This window comes from Cyanobacteriota bacterium (genome assembly GCA_025054735.1).
GTDB lineage: Bacteria > Cyanobacteriota > Cyanobacteriia > SKYG9 > SKYG9 > SKYG9.
Map to the genome: position 1 here is coordinate 1 of JANWZG010000022.1, position 17,111 is coordinate 17,111.

Genomic DNA, 17,111 nt, shown 5'->3' on the forward strand with positions numbered 1-17,111 from the left:
AGCTTGTTGGTAACGCCAAGCGTGCTGGTCAACGCTACTGAGAGTTATAGTCATTCCAGGCTAGAAAGGGGCATCGAAATCCCCTCTCCCAAAGCGTGGGAGAGGGGTTGGGGTGAGGCCACCTGTTACAACCTAAATTGAAGCGACTACAAATCCTCACTACCTCACTAGGAGCTTTACGCACTTGCTACAACTTCTATTAGGCATCGTCCAGAGCGGCGATACCAGGCAACTCTTTGCCTTCTAGCAACTCTAAGCTAGCGCCCCCACCCGTTGAGATGTGACTCATTTGATCGGCGACACCAACCTTCTCTACAGCAGCAACAGAGTCACCACCCCCAATGATGGTGCTAGCACCAGTTTTCGTCAAATCTGCCAGGGTACGGGCAATTGCCTCCGTCCCTACAGCAAATTTGTCAAACTCAAACACACCCATGGGGCCATTCCAAATTATTGTCTTACAATCGGCAAGGGCATCTTGGAAAACCTTGACAGAATCTGGCCCAATGTCTAAGCCCATCCAACCATCGGGAATATTTTCAACACTGACTGTTTGGGCATTGGCATCCGCAGCAAAGTTATCTGCTACCACCACATCTGTAGGAAGTAAAAGTGTGACACCCTTCTCTGCAGCTTTGGCTTCCAGAGCTTTGGCTAAATCTAACTTGTCATCCTCTACTAGAGATTTACCGACGTTTAATCCCCGTGCTTTGTAGAAGGTGAAAATCATGCCACCGCCAATTAGGAGCTTGTCAACCTTTTCCAATAGGGTTTCAATGACACCGATTTTACTGGATACTTTGGATCCACCTACGATCGCCGCTAGAGGACGCTGAGGATTTTCGATCGCATTCTGAAGGTACCGCAACTCTTTTTCAATCAAAAAGCCAGCAACAGACGGCTTCAAATAATGAGTAACCCCCTCTGTAGAGGCATGGGCACGATGTGCAGTTCCAAATGCATCATTTACATACAAATCAGCAACAGAAGCTAGTTGCTTGGCAAATTCTGGATCATTCTCTTCCTCTTGGGCATAGAACCGCACATTTTCCAGCAATAACACCTGACCATCAGTCATAGCTGCTACGGCAGTTGCTACTTCCTCACCAATACAGTCATTGGTCTTAGTAACAGGTTGCCCTAACAGTTCTGACAGGCGGGTGGCCACTGGAGTCAAGCGCATACTATCGTTAACCTTGCCTTTAGGACGACCAAAGTGGCTACACAAAATTACCTTTGCGCCTTTGCTCGTTAAATCTTGAATGGTTGGCAAGGCCGCACGGATCCGGGTATCATCAGTAATCTCACCTTGCTCGTTTAGAGGTACGTTAAAGTCAACTCGCACAAGCACTCGCTTGCCGGATAAATCTGCGGCTGACAAATCTGCTAAAGTCTTTTTGGGCATACTATTTCTCTCCTTTGACCATAAGAGATCTTACCTGAGACTGGGATCAACCTATGTTCAAAACTCTCTTGTTTCCGATCGACCATAGTCGTGAGTCCATGCAAGCTGCCGAAAGCGTTGCCCAGTTGGTCAAGACCTTTGGCAGTCGGCTAGTGTTGCTGTCTGTTGTTGAGGATGCAGCAGATGGTACAGCATCATCTACCGATGGCATGGCTTCCCCAGAGGCAGTGGCCGCCCTCTTAACCAATGTTCAAAACCTATTTGCAGAACAAGGGATTACGGCTGAAGCGATCGAGCGCCAAGGCAAGCCAGCCTTTACAATTTGTGATGTTGCTGACGAGACGGAAGCAGACCTGATTGTCATGGGATTTCGCGGCATGGGGCTTACTGAAGAAGGCATGGCAGATAGTGTAACCATGCGAGTTATCAACCTTTCCCCCTGCCCAGTGTTAGTTATTCCTTAAGCTAGCCGTGACGATCGCGCCATAGTCAAAAGCTTTTCTGCAATCTGTGTCTCAACTGGCATCACAGACAGCCGATTACCTTGACGCACAACCCAAAGTTCATCGGGTTTAAACATCGTTTTTAGCGTCTCTAGCGTTAGTATAGTTGGAAACTCCTCAACAAATTCAACCCTTACAGTTTGCCAGCGAGGACTATCCGTGGACGACTTCTCGTCGTAGTACTTGCTAGCCGGATCAAACTGGGTTGGGTCAGTTACATTAGTTTCTGACACTCGCATTAATCCGACAATTCCGGGTGGTGCTGCATTGGAATGGTAGAAAAAAGCCATGTCGTTAATCTGCATTTGGCGCAGGAAATTACGAGCTTGGTAGTTACGTACACCATCCCAGATGGTGCAGCCCTCTCGACTTAGGTCAGTAATGCTATAGACCGTTGGTTCAGATTTCATCAGCCAATAGTTCATGGCAAAGCCTCTTGAGCATATGGGTTTATAACGTTAATGCCTAAGCAGTCTTAATTCTCTTAGCATCAGTTTCCAAGTGTGGAATCACCGCGTAGATAATGGTCAGAATCCTATGCAAGGTTCGATACCAGTTACCTGAAGAGGTACCTTTGACTGTCACATCCTGGTTGTAAGATTTCCGAAGATATCTTTATAGTTGACAAAGACATCGCCTGCCTCGTGATGCCATGATTAAAAGTTACTCTAACCGATTTCAATCGCTAGCTAGGTTGTTTCGTGTACAACGAGACCCCATCGTAACGTCATTAGGCAATCCAGATGCAGTCAATAGTTCTCAGCACGAGTCAGCGACTGTAGCTTCCCCTGATGTAAATGGGTATTCTGCCCTAGAGGAGTCGACGGCTATGACGTTACCAGTGAGCACACTAAGTGCAACTAACTCCGAGTTGCAAGATAACACTACAGGCGACCAAATTAACCCAGATATTGGTAGCTCAGAGACTAGCAACTTGGATCCTAGTAGCTTGGATGCTAGCCAGTCGGATAGTGTGACCAGCGAACTAATGGAGCTAGGAGATCACCCTACAGCCACACTTGACTATGACAACCTGCTAGGTGAAGGGGATGGTAGCTCTAGCGAAACTCTGACAGAGGATAGTCATGATCTGAACCAATGTGCTGTTGATGCATCCTGTGCAGCGTTGGATGTCTCTGCTAGCGATGGATCCCTTGATGACTCAGACGATGGCCTGGAGTCTGGGGACGGCCTGGAATCTGAGGATGAACCTGGTGGAGCACTGCAACTTCTCAGCCTGGATGTAACAGACATTGGCGAGGTTCAGCCTGCTTGGCGGTGGTCTATGGTGTGGATGGGGGTGCTCTTGGTGTTTGCAAATGTGGGGGCAGCCGCCTTCCTTTGGATCCGTCATTTGCCTGAGCCAACTGACTGTAAGCAGTTGTCAGGATTTGTGACCGATCGCGATCGGCTGGTCTGTGCTAACAAACTTGCTCAGTCGGGGCGGTTGCGAGATTTGTTACTGGCTTTGGATGTGGTTCAACCCTGGACGACAGATCATCCTCTCTATCCAGAAGCATTGCGATTAAAGGGGCAATGGTCGCAGATGATTATGAATCGTGCGCGTAACTACCTATACCGCAATGATTTGCGAAAAGCTGTCATGATTGCCCGTCAAGTGCCACCAACTAGCCCTATTTATCAAGAAGCACAAGCTACGATCGCCGTATGGCAACGAGATTGGGACAAAGGTTATGATTTACATCGCCAAGCTGTGGCTGCCATCAAAGCACGACAGTGGGCACAGGCTGACCTAATTGCACGTCGCTATGTTGAGGTTGATAACGACTATTGGCGCTCTCGACTGAGTGTGACCTTGCAGCAAATCTCATTGGATGAAGTTGACTGGAATCGATTGCGGTTAGCGCGGCAACTCGCTAGCAGTGGTGATCCCCGGCGACTAGTGAATGCTATTACAGCCGCACAACAGATTTCTCCGCAGGGTCATTTTGGGGCTGATGCCAGGGCTGACATCGATCAGTGGAGTCAAAAATTGTTAGCTGTTGCTATCAAGGAGGTTCAACGGGGCAAGTTTGCAGAAGCAGCTACGATCGCTGATGCCATCCCAGATGACAGTGTGGTTGGTAGAGATGCTCGACGGCTCTTGCAGGTGGCTCGCTCCTTAGCAAGTCTCAATTCGGTACGAGTAAAGGTTGCTGATCTGCCCACTAGGCTCTGGGAATATAGTGTCACCCTGCAACTCGCTAGCCAAGTGCAGTCAGACCAAACCCTCTACCAAGTGATTCGGGATCGACTACCCGCCTTAGAACACCAATTTGAGGATATGCTGACATTGCAGTCAGCTATTCTAACTAGCACTATTAGGCACCCCATTGCATTGCGGTTGGCTGTTGACAAGGCTAAGCAAATTGAAAAAGATAGACCCCTGAGGCCAAAAGCCCAGGCAAAAGCAGCGGAATGGAACAGTGAAATCTTGCGAATTCAAGCACGCCCCTACTTAGAAGCAGCTCGTCGTCTAGCGGCTGAGGGTACCCTAGATGCGATTAAGGCTGCGATCGCTAAAGCCGACAAAATCCCCACAAATCATCCCCTCTATGGAGAAGCACAGGCTGCCATCCGTCAGTACCGGACGAAGTTGGAAATACTAAGGGACAACGGGATTCTAGAGCAAGTTAAAGCTCTGGCTCTGAGCAAAAAGTTCACCGAAGCTCTGGTACGGTTGGATGACATCCAACCCGATCGCCCCCTCTACCAGGATGCAGAAGTGCTGCGACAAGACATTTTGACCCAACTACAGATCAGTGAAGATCAGCCAATTCTTGACCAAGCGAATACCCTAGCAAAGGCTCAGAACTACACTGAAGCCATCAACCTTGCTGATCAAATTAGTCCAGATCGTGCCCTTTATTCCGAAGCCCAGGCATTGATTAGTCGTTGGTTGATAGAGCGGGATAGCGCTATTTCTGAAAGCGATCCCCAAACCTATTACTAGATACTCTAGAGTGCTCTAGAAGATAGTTGGCCACTAGGTACTCAGCAGATTGTGCCCTAGAACCCTAAATCAGCCTTGGCGGTTTCAGCCGCCTGTAGAATGACATCCGTAGGTAAGTCTTCCCAATTCATGTCACCAATCTCACGGTAGAAGGTTGCATCATAGGGTCGAGTGCGAACCACAACGGGCATAGGCACCGCATGACCCAGAACTAGGGCTTGCTGCTTAGAGTCTAGCTTGGCCAACACTGACCGCAACGCCTGCCCTCCAGACACCCCAGTGAAGATAGCATCAATATCCTTTTCATCGTTCAACAGGGCCGTGATGCGCGTGCCAATTTGGGACATCACCTCGTTGTCAATCCCTGAGGGGCGCTGATCCACAATCAGCAATGTGACGAAATATTTGCGCATTTCTCGGGCGATCGTCCCAAAAATGGTTTGGTGGGCTGTCCGGGGATCAAGGAACCGATGCGCTTCTTCGATGGTGATCATCAACTGCCGAGGACGATCGGCCACATTCTTAGTCTGAAGAAACCGCTCTGCCTTGCGCACATAGGCTTGATGGATGCGGCGAGCAATCACATTAGTAGCCAACATGTAAGACAATAGATTAGACTGTGACCCAAACTCAATGACCACACTGATCCCCGCATCCAAGGCTTCGAGAATTTGTCCAACATAATTTCTGGAGCAACTTTGGCGGATGTATTTCAAGTCAGCCAAGCGATTGAGCTTGCGTTGCAGGGCCATGATAGACGACTTGCTACCCATTTTCATCTCGCAGAATTCCTGAATTTCCTCGTTGGTCATACTGAGTAGGCGAGTAATCCAGGCTTTGCCAAATTCATTGCGCAGGATAATGGCGTTTTCTAAACTAGCCTCAGACAAATTTAGCTCTTGGCTAATGAGGGACAGATCCTCTACATCGATTTGGTCAAAGCTGATGTAAAGCTCTTGGGCATTGCGTACACCGCGCCGCTTGGTAGAGTCTGGATCTAATGTGTAAATCTGCACTTGGCTGGGAAACAATTGCTTCAAGCCTTTGACCGTGCTGAATTGTTTACCTTCTTGGGCAGCTTCCCAGCCATATTCGGAATGCATGTCAAAAATCAAGTTGACGGCAGCCTGCTTGCGAATGATACCCGACAGCAGCAACCGAGTCAGAAATGACTTGCCCGTGCCAGACTTACCAAACACACCATTACTGCGCTCTACAAGCCGATCGAGATTCAAGCAAACTGGGACATCCATATCGATCGGCTGCCCAATGGCGAAGTTGCGGCGTTGGGGATCATCTTCCCAACCAAAGACCATCCGAAAATCTCGAATGCTAGCATCGTACACTTGGCTGAAATGACTGGGAATGGTTTTAACTGGCAGCAAATCGATGGCTTCGCTACTCTGGGCTTCATAGCTAGCCAAGTTAGATGCAGGCGTTGTAGAATCCGATACCTGATCTTGGCCATCTTGTCGTGCCTCTATCATCAACATGGGTGTCAGGGCGATGGTGCCATAGGTGCCTGTTCCAGCTAGCACCTCTTGCAAAAACAGGTTGGTCGGTTCCGGTGGGTTGGCTAGGATTCGGGGACTAGCAGTGCCCAGAGCCACGTCGGTCACCATGCAAAAGAAGCGCGATCGTCGTCCCTGCACTACTAAAAACTTCCCTACCCGCATTTCTTCCACCGAAACATGGGCATGAAGGCGCACATCTAGCCCTTGGCTGAGGCTTCCTTGAATCACGGATCCTAACGGTTGCTCTGGAGTCATGCTACGGGCAACATCCTATAGCTTGTTGGCGGAAACCTAGTACTCAACTTTAGATTCCATGTACTAGCCTAATACAAATGGGGAAGAATGATACGATCGTTCTGCCTTCTTCTCTCAACTTTGACCATTTTCAAGATGCAGGGGAGGTTATAGTTGTAGAGACCTTTACCCACTGATTACTATCACCACTAGCTACGACTACCCGACCGTCAATTTGCACTCTCCCTATGACAGCCGTATACCTTCAGCAACTAGAACAAATTCTCGAACGTACCCCCATCTCAACTATCCCATCCCCATTACAGCGCCTTGGCCAGCTATTTCCCCTAGGGCACCGTCTTTACCCCCTAGTGAAGCCATATGCTGACAGAGGCGGACTCCTCAGCGTGCCTTGGGGCAATTATCAGTTGCTGTTACCTAGCCGTTGGTTGCTGCCTATTTCCACCTGGTATGTGTTTGAAGGTCGTCGTCATATTCCAGAGTTTGACCTGATTCGCCAAGTACTGACAACCTTGCCAGCGGGTACGATCGTAGAAGTCGGAGCCAATATTGGCTATTACCTCCTAGAATTGCGCCATTACACTGATGCCCCGATTATTGCCTACGAACCAATTCCCCTGGTGTTTGGCCTGCTGAAGAAGAATATTGTTGCGAATCAGCTTGCAAACATTGACCTGCGTAACCGAGCTTGTGGTCATACTAGTGGCTCTATTCTCATGAACATGGGGATCAACAGTATGCCCGTGGGCACCTCTGAGCAGATTGATACTAGGGACGAGTCACGTGGTGATATTGCCACTTTGGACGATATGGCTGCTGCTCTGTGTGAATGGTCACAAATATCAGTGCCCGTTGTCACTCTAGATGAAGACCTTCAGGACATTGAGACGATTACTCTCCTGAAGATTGATTGCGAGGGCTTTGAATACAACGTGCTGCTAGGGGCACAGCACCTGCTTGCAACCCATCGTCCTACCCTCTTTATTGAGTTACACCCCTACGCAATGGCAGATTTGGGGCACTCTATTAGTGATATAGTTGCGTTGCTAGAGCCTCACTACACCCTGGAACTATGGGACTTTCAGGAAGAGTCCAGGAACCCGATCGCACGGGTTTGGCAGCGCTATTTTCCCAATCGCGGGGTGCAGATTGCCTCTAAGGAGGAAGCTCTTGCCCAAATTGCCCAGCATCGGCTGCCTACGTTTCACCTATTGGCCCGTCCAAGATAATGGCCATGACACCCAACGCTACCTGCATCTGTTGTGGATCCACCAGGTTTGCCCTGTTGATTCAAGGCCATAACCACAACGGTTCCTTGCCTGGAAAGTCCGTAGAATTCCGTGTGTGGCGCTGCCAGACCTGTGGATTGGGGATGACGGATCCGCAACTAACTCTGCACCAGTCTACAACCCAACCCTCCTCAGCGGATGCTCCAAGTTTACCCGCCTGTTATGAAGATGACATTTCTCACGTAGCAAGTTCTACGTACCGTTGTCTTCGTCTTAAGCCTTACCTCTACCCTACATCTCGCGTATTGGAGCTAGGTTGTTCTACAGGCAAGCTAGTGGAACTAGTGGCTCAGTGCGGAGTTGCTGAATCTGTAGGGGTCGAAATTTCCCTGCCGGAAGCTCGCTATGGTCAACAGTGTCATCGCAACATTAAAACCACCTATCTTCAAGATTGTCATTTTCCAGACCAGTATTTTGATATCATTCAAGCGCATCATGTCTTGGAACATATTCCTGATTTAATCGAGGTTGTGCAGGATGTTGCCAGAATCTTAAAGAGAGGTGGCATTTTTTACGTTACGGTTCCTCGGTATACTTCCTGGTTTGCGCGATCGCCAGAGTGGATGGGCTGGTTTCCTCAAGAGCATCGTTGGCATTTTACTGAACACAGCTTGACTCGATTGCTGAGCCAGCACGGATTTAAGCGCATCAGTTACTGTTGCCCTCTCACCAATAACTTCCTGACTCGTCGAGATGCCTTATATCTGCTCAAGCGTGGGCTAAAAGCTGCCATTAGTGGCCTAAACTTAGGAGATACCGTAGAAGCAATGTTCGTAAAGTCCTAGGGATGTCAATTCCTCTTCATGATGATCAGTAACGTCCCCATCTCTGTGCTCAGCTTAAATATTTACATGATGGGGCATATCACCTTTCAGAATATCCTGGAGCGAGTCTTTGCTGATAACTTCCCCACGATCGAATTTCATTCCCTGCATCTGACCAACTACTTTCGACAGGATTTATGGGCACGGCTTATCCATTGGGCCCTGCGCCAGCGACTTCCTGGTGTGCCTGCACATCGAGATGATGACTACTTTCGGTTACGGAACGAAGTTGGCAACTCCCTGTTTGCCCGTCGTTGCCTAGAGCACTATATCCGCCAATATCGACCTCAGGTAGTGCATATCCACACCCAAGGAATTGCCCTGTTGATGGCTCCACTGTTACGCAAGATTCCAGGGGTAGTGTCTATCGACTACACCACGGCGTTACTGGCACGGGAACATCCAGCCCCAGCCCAGCGTACCTATCGACCAATCGTAGCCTTAGAGCGGAAGTGCTTTCAAGCAGCAGCCCACATTGTCAGTTGCTCAGCCCGCGCTAGACAATCGGTGATTCATGACTATGGAATGCCAGCAGCAAAGGTCACCCACATTGACTATCCCTTGCTGCTAGAGCAATTTATCTCTATGCCGCGGCCCAAAGTGGAACCTAGCGATCGGGTACGGTTGTTATTTATTGGCAATGATGTCGCCCGCAAAGGTGGGCTTGACTTGTTAGCGGTATTCCTAGAAGCCTTTGCAGACACCTGTACCCTAGATCTGGTCACCAATGACCCTATTCACACCCCTGAACATCCCCACCTACGGCTACACCAGGGATTGCGCCCCCTATCCTCCGATTTGTTAACCCTCTATCGCCAAGCGGACATTTATGTCATGCCCACCCGTGAAGATGTCTACGGCATTGTCTTTCAAGAGGCCATGGCAGCGGGGTTACCTTGCATTGGCTCCACATCGATGGCTGTGCCAGAGTTAGTGCAAGATGGTGTGACTGGTTTTGTCGTGCCACCTGGCGATCGCCCAGCTCTAGCTACTGCCCTGCAAACCCTAGTGACTAACCCAGGGTTACGGTTAAAGCTGGGTCTCTGTGGTCGAGAGCAGGCCATAGCCCGGTTTAATCCTTTAGTCAACTGCGATCGGCTAGCACAAATTTTTACCCGTCTCGCCATACCATCCCTTACCCAGTAAAGCCTAGCGCTGACCTGTCAGCAATTCACCAGATTCCCATATCCATGACAGATTATCTAGTAGATATGTGATACTGTAATAGACGCTGCAAATTTGCACCAGTTTAGGGTCGCTAGCTCAGCGGTAGAGCACTCGGCTTTTAACCGATTGGTCCTGGGTTCGAATCCCAGGCGACCCATGTTTGCCCTAGTCACTATCTAGTCACTAGCTAAAGTCCGGAGCAACGTGTTAGCTATCAAGTTTGCAATCAGGACTATGATCCTCAAAATCTGGAGATGACGACTGAAGTCGTTACTACAAACCTATGGGTTCTGTAGTATACAGGCAGCCTGTCCTATTCGTTGGGGATCTCAATTGCATGAAAACTTTAGACCCTTTTGCAATCAGGACTATAGGCCTCAAAATCTAGAGATGACGACTGAAGTCGTTATTACAAACCTATGGATTCCAATTAACTGGAAACAAACCTGATAGGATGAAGTGAAGCAACGACCTGTACAGTCACTCAATTAAGCACGCTGACCACAATGTAGCAGATGGTAAAACAATACATAACGTTGGCAGCTTGGCTCATTGGGCTGTTGGTGGGGGGAGGGCACAGCACGATCGCCCTAGCGCGGACTCTCTACACCAGTGGTATGCGCCAAGGTATTAGTTGGCAGTCTTATCTGCTGAGTCGGCGGCAGGTCAGCCAAAATTCCCTAGGGGGTGTGAAAAGTCAAGTTTATGTGGTAGAGGTTGAAACTCAAGTCGCTAGTCAGCCCGTTCAACGTAGCCGACATTGGGTGCACTGTTCTACTCGCCAGCCCTTTGTAGCCTTCCCTGGAACAGCGGGTATGAAGGATTGGGTGATTATTCACTATCTCAATCCTGGCGGAGAGTATAGTGGCTATAATACTGATTCCCATCGGCTCTATTGGGCTGTTTGCCACAACATGTTCCGAGCTCACCTAGACACTCTTGGTCGTCGAGCCAGAGATTTGGGCTATCCAGGCAACTTGCCCTCTGATCAACGGGAAGTTCCTCTCTTTGGTGCGCCTTCTTTCCGTTAGTCCTATTATTTCTGTTATGGGAACTGGGTTAGGCCAGACTATTGGGATTTTACCTCGGTGAGGAGGGCTTGTAGTTGGGTGGTCAGGCGATCGGACAGAGTTGTCAGGGCTTGTAGTTGGGTAGTCAGGGCAGTTGCTTCTCGGCAGAGTTGCTCTAATTGGTGGACTAACTGGGCCACGAGCGGGCTACCGTTGCTGGGGGGTGTGAATGTTGTTTGGCTGGGGGTGGAGTTGCTGGTTAGACTAAGTTGTTGGGGACGAACAAAGTAGTGCTCTAGAAGTTGGCAGAGGTAGCCTTCAAACTGACCTAGGGCCTGTTGAAACAGAGCTTGGCGTTGGTCGTCACCGTAGCGGCGCACAGCCGATTCAAATTGTTTGATGAGTTTAGCTTGCAGGCGATCGATCGCCGTCTTCACCACCTTTACGTGGTCAAGCTGGGGGAGCACGTCCTTGAGAAAGGATAGACTGTCTCGCTCAGCCCGAATACGAGCTGAAATCTCCGAGATGTGGGTTTGCACAAAGTTCTGCATACATCGCTTTAGGTGCTGGCTGCTATAGGTAGTGCTGTAGAGTTCACGGAGGCACTGATTAACGATAGTCTTGTAGCGATTAACTTGACTAGCAATCGACTGAATGGTGGTGAATTGGGTGCGATCGCCAGTGATGGCAGGCATTAGGGATTGCAGGCAGCTATCGGTAGTAGTCTTCGCCAGTTCATATTGCTCCAATGGCAGCAGTCCACTCTTCCACAACGCTATGAGTCGTTGATCTGAGGTTTGACGGAATTGCTCCAAATCGTCTAACAGTTGGTCGATCGCGCCCTGAGCCATAGCACCACCTCTGCAAAGACTGATGACTAGCTTAATTAGTTAAGCTAGTTGTTGAGGTTAATGTCTAAGAATATACCATGGCAAATTCTGGTCAACCATAGTTCTCATGGTCTATGGCTTGTATCAAATGGTACACCTACCGTGAAACTTCAATCTTCACGATGGGCTTGAAGAGCAACAATTTCCTCACCAGCCAGCTTGTAGCTTGGGTTCCGTGGGAGTAGAGGGTTGATCGCTAGCCTAGCGGGCCATGGCTAGTTCGTAGGGACGAGTGAGTTTGTCTAGTTGGTGCACTAGCAAGCTTAGAAACAAGCCCACATCGGTGACTACGCCAATAGACTCTAGGGAGCCGCGATCGCTGAGCTTAGTAACCACGGCTGGATTAATATCGACACAAACCATTTTTACCCCCGATGGAGTCATATTACCCACACCGATCGAGTGCAGCATCGACGAGAGCATCAAAATTAGGTTGGCCCCTTCCAACAGGCGAGCATAGTCGGCCTGAGCCTTCAGCATATCAGTTTCGGTATCGGGCAGAGGGCCGTCGTCACGGATGGAACCTGCCAAGACAAAGGGCACCTGATGCTGAACACACTCATAAAAAATGCCCCTAGTCAATACACCGGCCTCCACTGCCTTACTGATGCTGCCACAGCGGCGAATAGTATTGATAACTTTCAGATGGTGACGGTGCCCACCTCGCACAGAGACTCCTTGCTTCATGTCTACCCCCAAGGAGGTGCCCATCAGAGCTTGCTCAATGTCGTGGACGGCGATGGCATTACCACCCAACAAGGCTTGTATGTAGCCATCTCGAATTAATTTTGCCAGGTGCTCACCACCACCCGTATGGATAACCACTGGCCCTGCTACCACAACCACCTTACCCCCTTGGTCTCGAATTTGGCGCAGTTCCCAGGCAATCTGTTCTACTACCAGTTCCACTCGACGTTCGCTAGAGACCCCCGAACCCATAAAGGTGAACTCTTGGGTATTGCGCTGGTCACGAGACTCGACCTTGCGAATTGTACGGATGCCTTCAACATCCACCACGACACGATCGCCTACTTCTAAGTCTCGAATCAGCTTACAGCGAGCAACTGTTTTTCCCTCAGGGGTGGAAGTTAGGGCAATCACACCATCCATTCGCTGGTTTTGTACCCTTATCCACTGCCCGTTTACCCGCACTTCGGTGGGATAGATAGTAGTGACATAAAAGTCATCAGGAGCCACACCGGGCAGGGTCACGGTTTCTAGATGAGCATCTTTTTCCTCTTGACAGACAGTGACTGCTCCCAAGTCGATTAGTTGCGCCATCATGGTTTCCATAATCTCATGGGAGGGGGCAGACACCTTGATTTCTGCCGATGAGGTACTTTGGCGTTGTTCTCCTAACTTGAAACTCATCACTTGGAAGCTGCCGCCTGCATCCACAATCAAATCTAGCGCTCGGTTGATGAGGCCAGAGTCAAGTAGGTGTCCATCCATGCGAATGATGCGGCTCTCTATGCCAGCAAGGGCACGCACCTCACTGCGTACAGGCTCAGTAATGCGCAGAGTAAGGCATTTTGCAGCACCACCCGCCTTCAAAAACTCGGTCAGTGGCGTTTCGATGACCGTGAACCCTACACTGGCAAGACGCTGTTTAAGAGCATCGCTAGCCTGATTGAGAATGATTGTGTTTTCCACATTCACAGCATTGCAGGCAAAGTTGATAGCATCCACTTCGCCGATGGCAATCCGCTTATCAGCGGGCACGCGCATCTCAATCAGCCGATTAGAGTAGCCATCAAAAGCAGGGGGATAGTAGAGCAGGTAGCCATTAGTCAAGGGACAAAAGCAGGTATCTAAGTGATAGAAGCGATCGTCCATAAGCCGCAGGGACAACACTTCTGTATCCAGCCATTTCGCTAGGTAAGGGTGAGAGTCTAGTTCTGAGCGGAAACCATAACCTGCCCATAACCAGCGCCCTTCCCGATCAAACAGGGCATCACCCGCCCCTTCAAAGGGCAAATCAGGATGCAGTTCATACACGGTGAAGCCATGATCTACAAACCATTGGCGGAAATAGGGTTCTTCGCCTCGACGTTCTTTGTGATAAAAGCGACTAAGGACAACCCGATCGCCCAACACCAACCCAGCATTGGCCGTGAACACCATATCAGGGACACCTTGCTGCGGAGTAATCAGCTCTACCTGTGCCAGTTGGGAGAGGGTGTAGTGAAGTTTGTGCCATTGCTCAGATGCCCGATCGCGGGAAGACTTGTGAATATTACCTTCCATCCAAGGATTGATCACATAGTCCACATCGTAGTAGTCAGGCGGGCACATCAAGAAGCGAATCGAAGAACTCATAGCGGCAATTGGGTGAGGTAGATCATTAACGGCAACAAAAGTCCCATCCCACAGTCTAGTATGACTAGTCAACTCCTAGACGGAAAAATCATCAATTGCAAATAATTTGCGTAACTACCCAGCTTGCCCTCACCTCTGTAGCTTGAGGAAAGAGAGGGACTTTAATCCAGTTCCCCTTTTCCCTTTTGGGAAAAGAAGGAGTTGGGAGATAAGGGTAAGCCATCTCAGAAATATCCAAGCTACTGGAGTGCACATCCAACCAGGATTAAATGTGACAACAGTCAATTCAATGAATTGAGTTAGGCAATCAAGTTCCTAACCAGACTTTTGATAAAAGCTTAATCGGAGCGGCGGGATTTGAACCCACGACCCCCACTACCCCAAAGTGGTGCGCTACCAAGCTGCGCTACGCCCCGTTAATATAGCTCATATAGCATAGCACAGGTGGAAACGGTTATCTAATGCTATGTATAGCTGATTCCCCCTTGGGCCTAGCTAGCTAGTCACTTGAGAGTCACTTAAAATTACTGACTCAGGCATAGCTACTGTTTCTACGTTTCAGTATCAACTAGCTTAGTCTCTCCGGGCTCAACAACTTCTTCTTCCTTGATGGTCAGGTAACGAATGACCTCATCACTCAGGCGCATAGCCCGTTCCATAGGAGCAACTGCCTTATCACCGTGGCGATAGTTCATCTGAATGTAGATGCCTTCGCGTTGTTTCTTAATCGGATAAGCTAGACGACGACGACCGCGATGTTGAGTTTCTAGCAGTTCAGCGCCATTCTCCACCAGAATAGTTTGATACTTGGAAATCGCTTCATCAACAGCGTCATCTCCGATGTCTGGACGGAGAATGTACATGGTTTCATAGATATAGCTCATAGCAATAGATTCCTCGTGGACTTACGGCTTCTGTTACGAAGCAAGGACTAACTATCATACACCAATTCCTATGGCACAGCGATATGTTCGAGTTCAATCTGTAGATGGGCAGGTCTACTATGGCTTGCTCCAGCTCACACGAGACGTACAGTTACTGGATGCGCCGCCTTGGTTAGGGGGACAACCGATCGCTCAAGAACTATCGCCAGCGAATTATCAGTTGTTGGCACCCTGTGCTCCTTCTAAGATTGTAGCTGTCGGTAAAAACTACGCAGCTCATGCAGCCGAAATGGGATCTACTGTGCCGAGTGAGCCTCTAATTTTTCTCAAGCCTTCGACATCTGTGATTCCCCAAGGGGCGGCTATCCTCTATCCACCCCAATCCAAGCGGGTAGATTATGAGGGTGAACTAGCCCTCATCATTGGCGATCGCTGTACACGATGCAGCCTAGAGGAAGCTCAGAGCAAAATCTGGGGCTATACAATTGCCAATGATGTCACGGCTAGAGACCTGCAACAGCGAGATGGGCAATGGACAAGGGCAAAGGGCTTTGATACCTTTTGTCCCCTAGGGCCTTGGATCGTGCGCGAAATCTCGATCGAGGCCAAGCTTCAGACCTTTTTGAATGATAACCCTACCCCTGTGCAGTCTGCGTCTATTAACCAACTTGTCTTCAAACCGAGTACACTAGTTTCCTACATCAGCCATGTGATGACGTTGTTACCAGGGGATGTAGTGCTGACAGGTACCCCAGAGGGTGTGGGGCCAGTTCAGGTTGGCGATCGCATCAGTGTAGAGATTGAAGGCATTGGTCGGCTAGAAAACATCGTGGCCAGCATTTCAGCATCACAGTCAGTTATCTAGCTGCTGCGACTTCGCTGCTTCCCACGCTGGTGGCCGATCAGCAGCACGGGGAACATCCTGCGTATCAACTTCATACAGAGGCAGCGGCAGTACTGACAAGATATGACCACCAGAGCCAGCCTGCAAGTCGGGGGAGGTGCGATTGCGCTTACCTTTAGTGCGACGGCGTACTGACACCTGTTCTTCACTCGTTTCCTCTGTAATCACCTCATAGAGAATGGCCTGCTTATCTAGCATTGCCCCTTTGCGTAACACTCGCCCTAATCGCTGGATAAATTCTCGTCGAGAGCTGCTACCAGAGAGCAAGATTGCAACGCGAGCTTCAGGGACATCAACACCTTCATTCAACACATGGGATGTCACCAAGGCATGATAAACTCCCGCTCGAAACTGGGTTAACACCTGATGACGCTCTTTGACGGGTGTTTGATGGGTGATGGCAGGAATTAGGAACTCTTGAGAAATACGATAGACGGTGGCATTGTCATGGGTAAAAATGATGGTCTGCTGGGGATAGTGATGCGCCAGTAAATCTGCTAAGACTCGTAACTTGCTGTCTGTGCCCAAGGCGATAGTTTTAGCCTCTCGGTGTGCCAACATGGCTCGTCGTCCTGCTTGGGATGCGGCGCTAGCTCGAACAAACCTACGCCAGCCCTCTGTGCTGCTGAGCCAAATATTATGCTGTTGCAAGAACTCGTTACGGGTGCGGATAGCTTGGTCATAGCGATAGCGCTCTTGTTGTGACAATCTCACCTTAATTTGCCGAATGTCATGGCTAGCCAGCACAGCACCTGACAACTCCTCTGGGGTCTTGACATAGACCTGCTTACCAATCAGGGTATCCAAGTCATGGTGTCTGCCATCGGCTCGATCAGGAGTCGCTGTTAATCCTAACCGGTAAGGGGCAATGGCATAGTCAGCGATCGCCCGATGAAAACTGCTAGGCAGATGATGGCATTCATCAAAGATCAGCAGGGCGTAGCGGTTGCCTAACAACTCAGCATGAATGGCTGCGCTATCGTAGGTGGCGACCAGAATCGGAGTTCTATCTTTAGAACCACCTCCTAGCAGCCCGATTGAGACATCCGGAAAGGCTGCTAGCAAGTGCGCATACCATTGGTGCATCAAGTCTAGCGTTGGCACTACTACGAGTGTGCTCCAGGGCGTGGACTGCATGGCAAGCTGTGCCAGGTAGGTTTTCCCTGCGGCGGTAGGCAACACCACAACCCCTCT

General features: G+C 49.7%; 14 protein-coding genes and 2 tRNA genes. 8 read left to right on the top strand and 8 right to left on the bottom strand.

Annotated elements, in window-relative coordinates; translation table 11 throughout:
• Positions 1–199: 199 nt before the first annotated feature.
• Entirely contained in the window at positions 200–1,405 is a 1,206-nt protein-coding gene (locus NZ772_02155; protein MCS6812366.1) for a phosphoglycerate kinase, read from the bottom strand.
• Positions 1,406–1,458: 53 nt separating this feature from the next.
• Here NZ772_02155 and NZ772_02160 point away from each other — a divergent pair, with 53 nt between their 5' ends.
• Positions 1,459–1,869 (top strand): universal stress protein, encoded by a 411-nt coding sequence (locus tag NZ772_02160; protein MCS6812367.1) that lies wholly within the window; start codon positions 1,459–1,461, stop codon positions 1,867–1,869.
• Here NZ772_02160 and NZ772_02165 read toward each other — a convergent pair.
• Complete coding sequence (locus NZ772_02165) at positions 1,866–2,333, bottom strand: EVE domain-containing protein (GenBank protein MCS6812368.1); 468 nt, start codon at positions 2,331–2,333, stop codon at positions 1,866–1,868. The genes NZ772_02160 and NZ772_02165 overlap by 4 nt on opposite strands.
• Before the next feature lie 404 nt (positions 2,334–2,737).
• On the opposite strand from NZ772_02165, the gene NZ772_02170 reads away from it, so the two are divergent.
• The gene (locus NZ772_02170) at positions 2,738–4,861 is read left to right on the top strand and encodes a hypothetical protein (protein MCS6812369.1); all 2,124 of its coding nucleotides are present in this window, start codon (positions 2,738–2,740) and stop codon (positions 4,859–4,861) included.
• A gap of 56 nt (positions 4,862–4,917) precedes the next feature.
• On the opposite strand, the gene NZ772_02175 is transcribed toward NZ772_02170, so the two are convergent.
• The gene (locus NZ772_02175; GenBank protein ID MCS6812370.1) at positions 4,918–6,630 is read right to left on the bottom strand and encodes an ATP-binding protein; all 1,713 of its coding nucleotides are present in this window, start codon (positions 6,628–6,630) and stop codon (positions 4,918–4,920) included.
• A gap of 227 nt (positions 6,631–6,857) precedes the next feature.
• Here NZ772_02175 and NZ772_02180 point away from each other — a divergent pair, with 227 nt between their 5' ends.
• From NZ772_02180 to NZ772_02200, 5 genes are all read left to right on the top strand, one after another.
• Positions 6,858–7,859, top strand: a complete 1,002-nt coding sequence (locus NZ772_02180) for an FkbM family methyltransferase (GenBank protein ID MCS6812371.1) — start codon at positions 6,858–6,860, stop codon at positions 7,857–7,859.
• Between the two features lie 5 nt (positions 7,860–7,864).
• Positions 7,865–8,704, top strand: coding sequence for a class I SAM-dependent methyltransferase (locus NZ772_02185; protein MCS6812372.1), 840 nt, complete (start codon positions 7,865–7,867; stop codon positions 8,702–8,704).
• A gap of 18 nt (positions 8,705–8,722) precedes the next feature.
• Positions 8,723–9,889 (top strand): glycosyltransferase family 4 protein, encoded by a 1,167-nt coding sequence (locus tag NZ772_02190; GenBank protein MCS6812373.1) that lies wholly within the window; start codon positions 8,723–8,725, stop codon positions 9,887–9,889.
• Positions 9,890–9,995: 106 nt separating this feature from the next.
• A tRNA-Lys gene (locus NZ772_02195) sits at positions 9,996–10,067 on the top strand.
• Between the two features lie 358 nt (positions 10,068–10,425).
• Positions 10,426–10,941: a hypothetical protein gene (locus tag NZ772_02200; GenBank protein MCS6812374.1), complete on the top strand. Its 516-nt coding sequence runs from the start codon at positions 10,426–10,428 to the stop codon at positions 10,939–10,941.
• Between the two features lie 38 nt (positions 10,942–10,979).
• On the opposite strand, the gene NZ772_02205 is transcribed toward NZ772_02200, so the two are convergent.
• The 4 genes from NZ772_02205 to rpsF form a co-directional block, all read right to left on the bottom strand.
• Positions 10,980–11,771 (bottom strand): hypothetical protein, encoded by a 792-nt coding sequence (locus NZ772_02205; GenBank protein MCS6812375.1) that lies wholly within the window; start codon positions 11,769–11,771, stop codon positions 10,980–10,982.
• A 240-nt stretch (positions 11,772–12,011) separates the two neighbouring features.
• Complete coding sequence (locus NZ772_02210; GenBank protein ID MCS6812376.1) at positions 12,012–14,129, bottom strand: TIGR00300 family protein; 2,118 nt, start codon at positions 14,127–14,129, stop codon at positions 12,012–12,014.
• A gap of 342 nt (positions 14,130–14,471) precedes the next feature.
• Positions 14,472–14,545 (bottom strand) — tRNA-Pro (locus tag NZ772_02215).
• A gap of 135 nt (positions 14,546–14,680) precedes the next feature.
• Positions 14,681–15,013 (bottom strand): 30S ribosomal protein S6, encoded by a 333-nt coding sequence (gene rpsF / locus NZ772_02220; GenBank protein ID MCS6812377.1) that lies wholly within the window; start codon positions 15,011–15,013, stop codon positions 14,681–14,683.
• Positions 15,014–15,083: 70 nt separating this feature from the next.
• Between rpsF and NZ772_02225 the strand changes: the two genes are divergently transcribed.
• Entirely contained in the window at positions 15,084–15,878 is a 795-nt protein-coding gene (locus NZ772_02225) for a fumarylacetoacetate hydrolase family protein (protein MCS6812378.1), read from the top strand.
• Here NZ772_02225 and NZ772_02230 read toward each other — a convergent pair.
• On the bottom strand, positions 15,867–17,111 hold a 1,245-nt coding region (locus NZ772_02230), incomplete at its 5' end, for a DEAD/DEAH box helicase (protein ID MCS6812379.1). The genes NZ772_02225 and NZ772_02230 overlap by 12 nt on opposite strands.

Coding starts and splice junctions, on each gene's coding strand:
- NZ772_02155 (MCS6812366.1), bottom strand. CDS start 1,405: ATGCCCAAAAAGACTTTAGCAGATTTGTCAGCCGCAGATTTATCCGGC.
- NZ772_02160 (MCS6812367.1), top strand. CDS start 1,459: ATGTTCAAAACTCTCTTGTTTCCGATCGACCATAGTCGTGAGTCCATG.
- NZ772_02165 (MCS6812368.1), bottom strand. CDS start 2,333: ATGAACTATTGGCTGATGAAATCTGAACCAACGGTCTATAGCATTACT.
- NZ772_02170 (MCS6812369.1), top strand. CDS start 2,738: ATGACGTTACCAGTGAGCACACTAAGTGCAACTAACTCCGAGTTGCAA.
- NZ772_02175 (MCS6812370.1), bottom strand. CDS start 6,630: ATGACTCCAGAGCAACCGTTAGGATCCGTGATTCAAGGAAGCCTCAGC.
- NZ772_02180 (MCS6812371.1), top strand. CDS start 6,858: ATGACAGCCGTATACCTTCAGCAACTAGAACAAATTCTCGAACGTACC.
- NZ772_02185 (MCS6812372.1), top strand. CDS start 7,865: ATGACACCCAACGCTACCTGCATCTGTTGTGGATCCACCAGGTTTGCC.
- NZ772_02190 (MCS6812373.1), top strand. CDS start 8,723: ATGATGATCAGTAACGTCCCCATCTCTGTGCTCAGCTTAAATATTTAC.
- NZ772_02200 (MCS6812374.1), top strand. CDS start 10,426: ATGGTAAAACAATACATAACGTTGGCAGCTTGGCTCATTGGGCTGTTG.
- NZ772_02205 (MCS6812375.1), bottom strand. CDS start 11,771: ATGGCTCAGGGCGCGATCGACCAACTGTTAGACGATTTGGAGCAATTC.
- NZ772_02210 (MCS6812376.1), bottom strand. CDS start 14,129: ATGAGTTCTTCGATTCGCTTCTTGATGTGCCCGCCTGACTACTACGAT.
- rpsF (MCS6812377.1), bottom strand. CDS start 15,013: ATGAGCTATATCTATGAAACCATGTACATTCTCCGTCCAGACATCGGA.
- NZ772_02225 (MCS6812378.1), top strand. CDS start 15,084: ATGGCACAGCGATATGTTCGAGTTCAATCTGTAGATGGGCAGGTCTAC.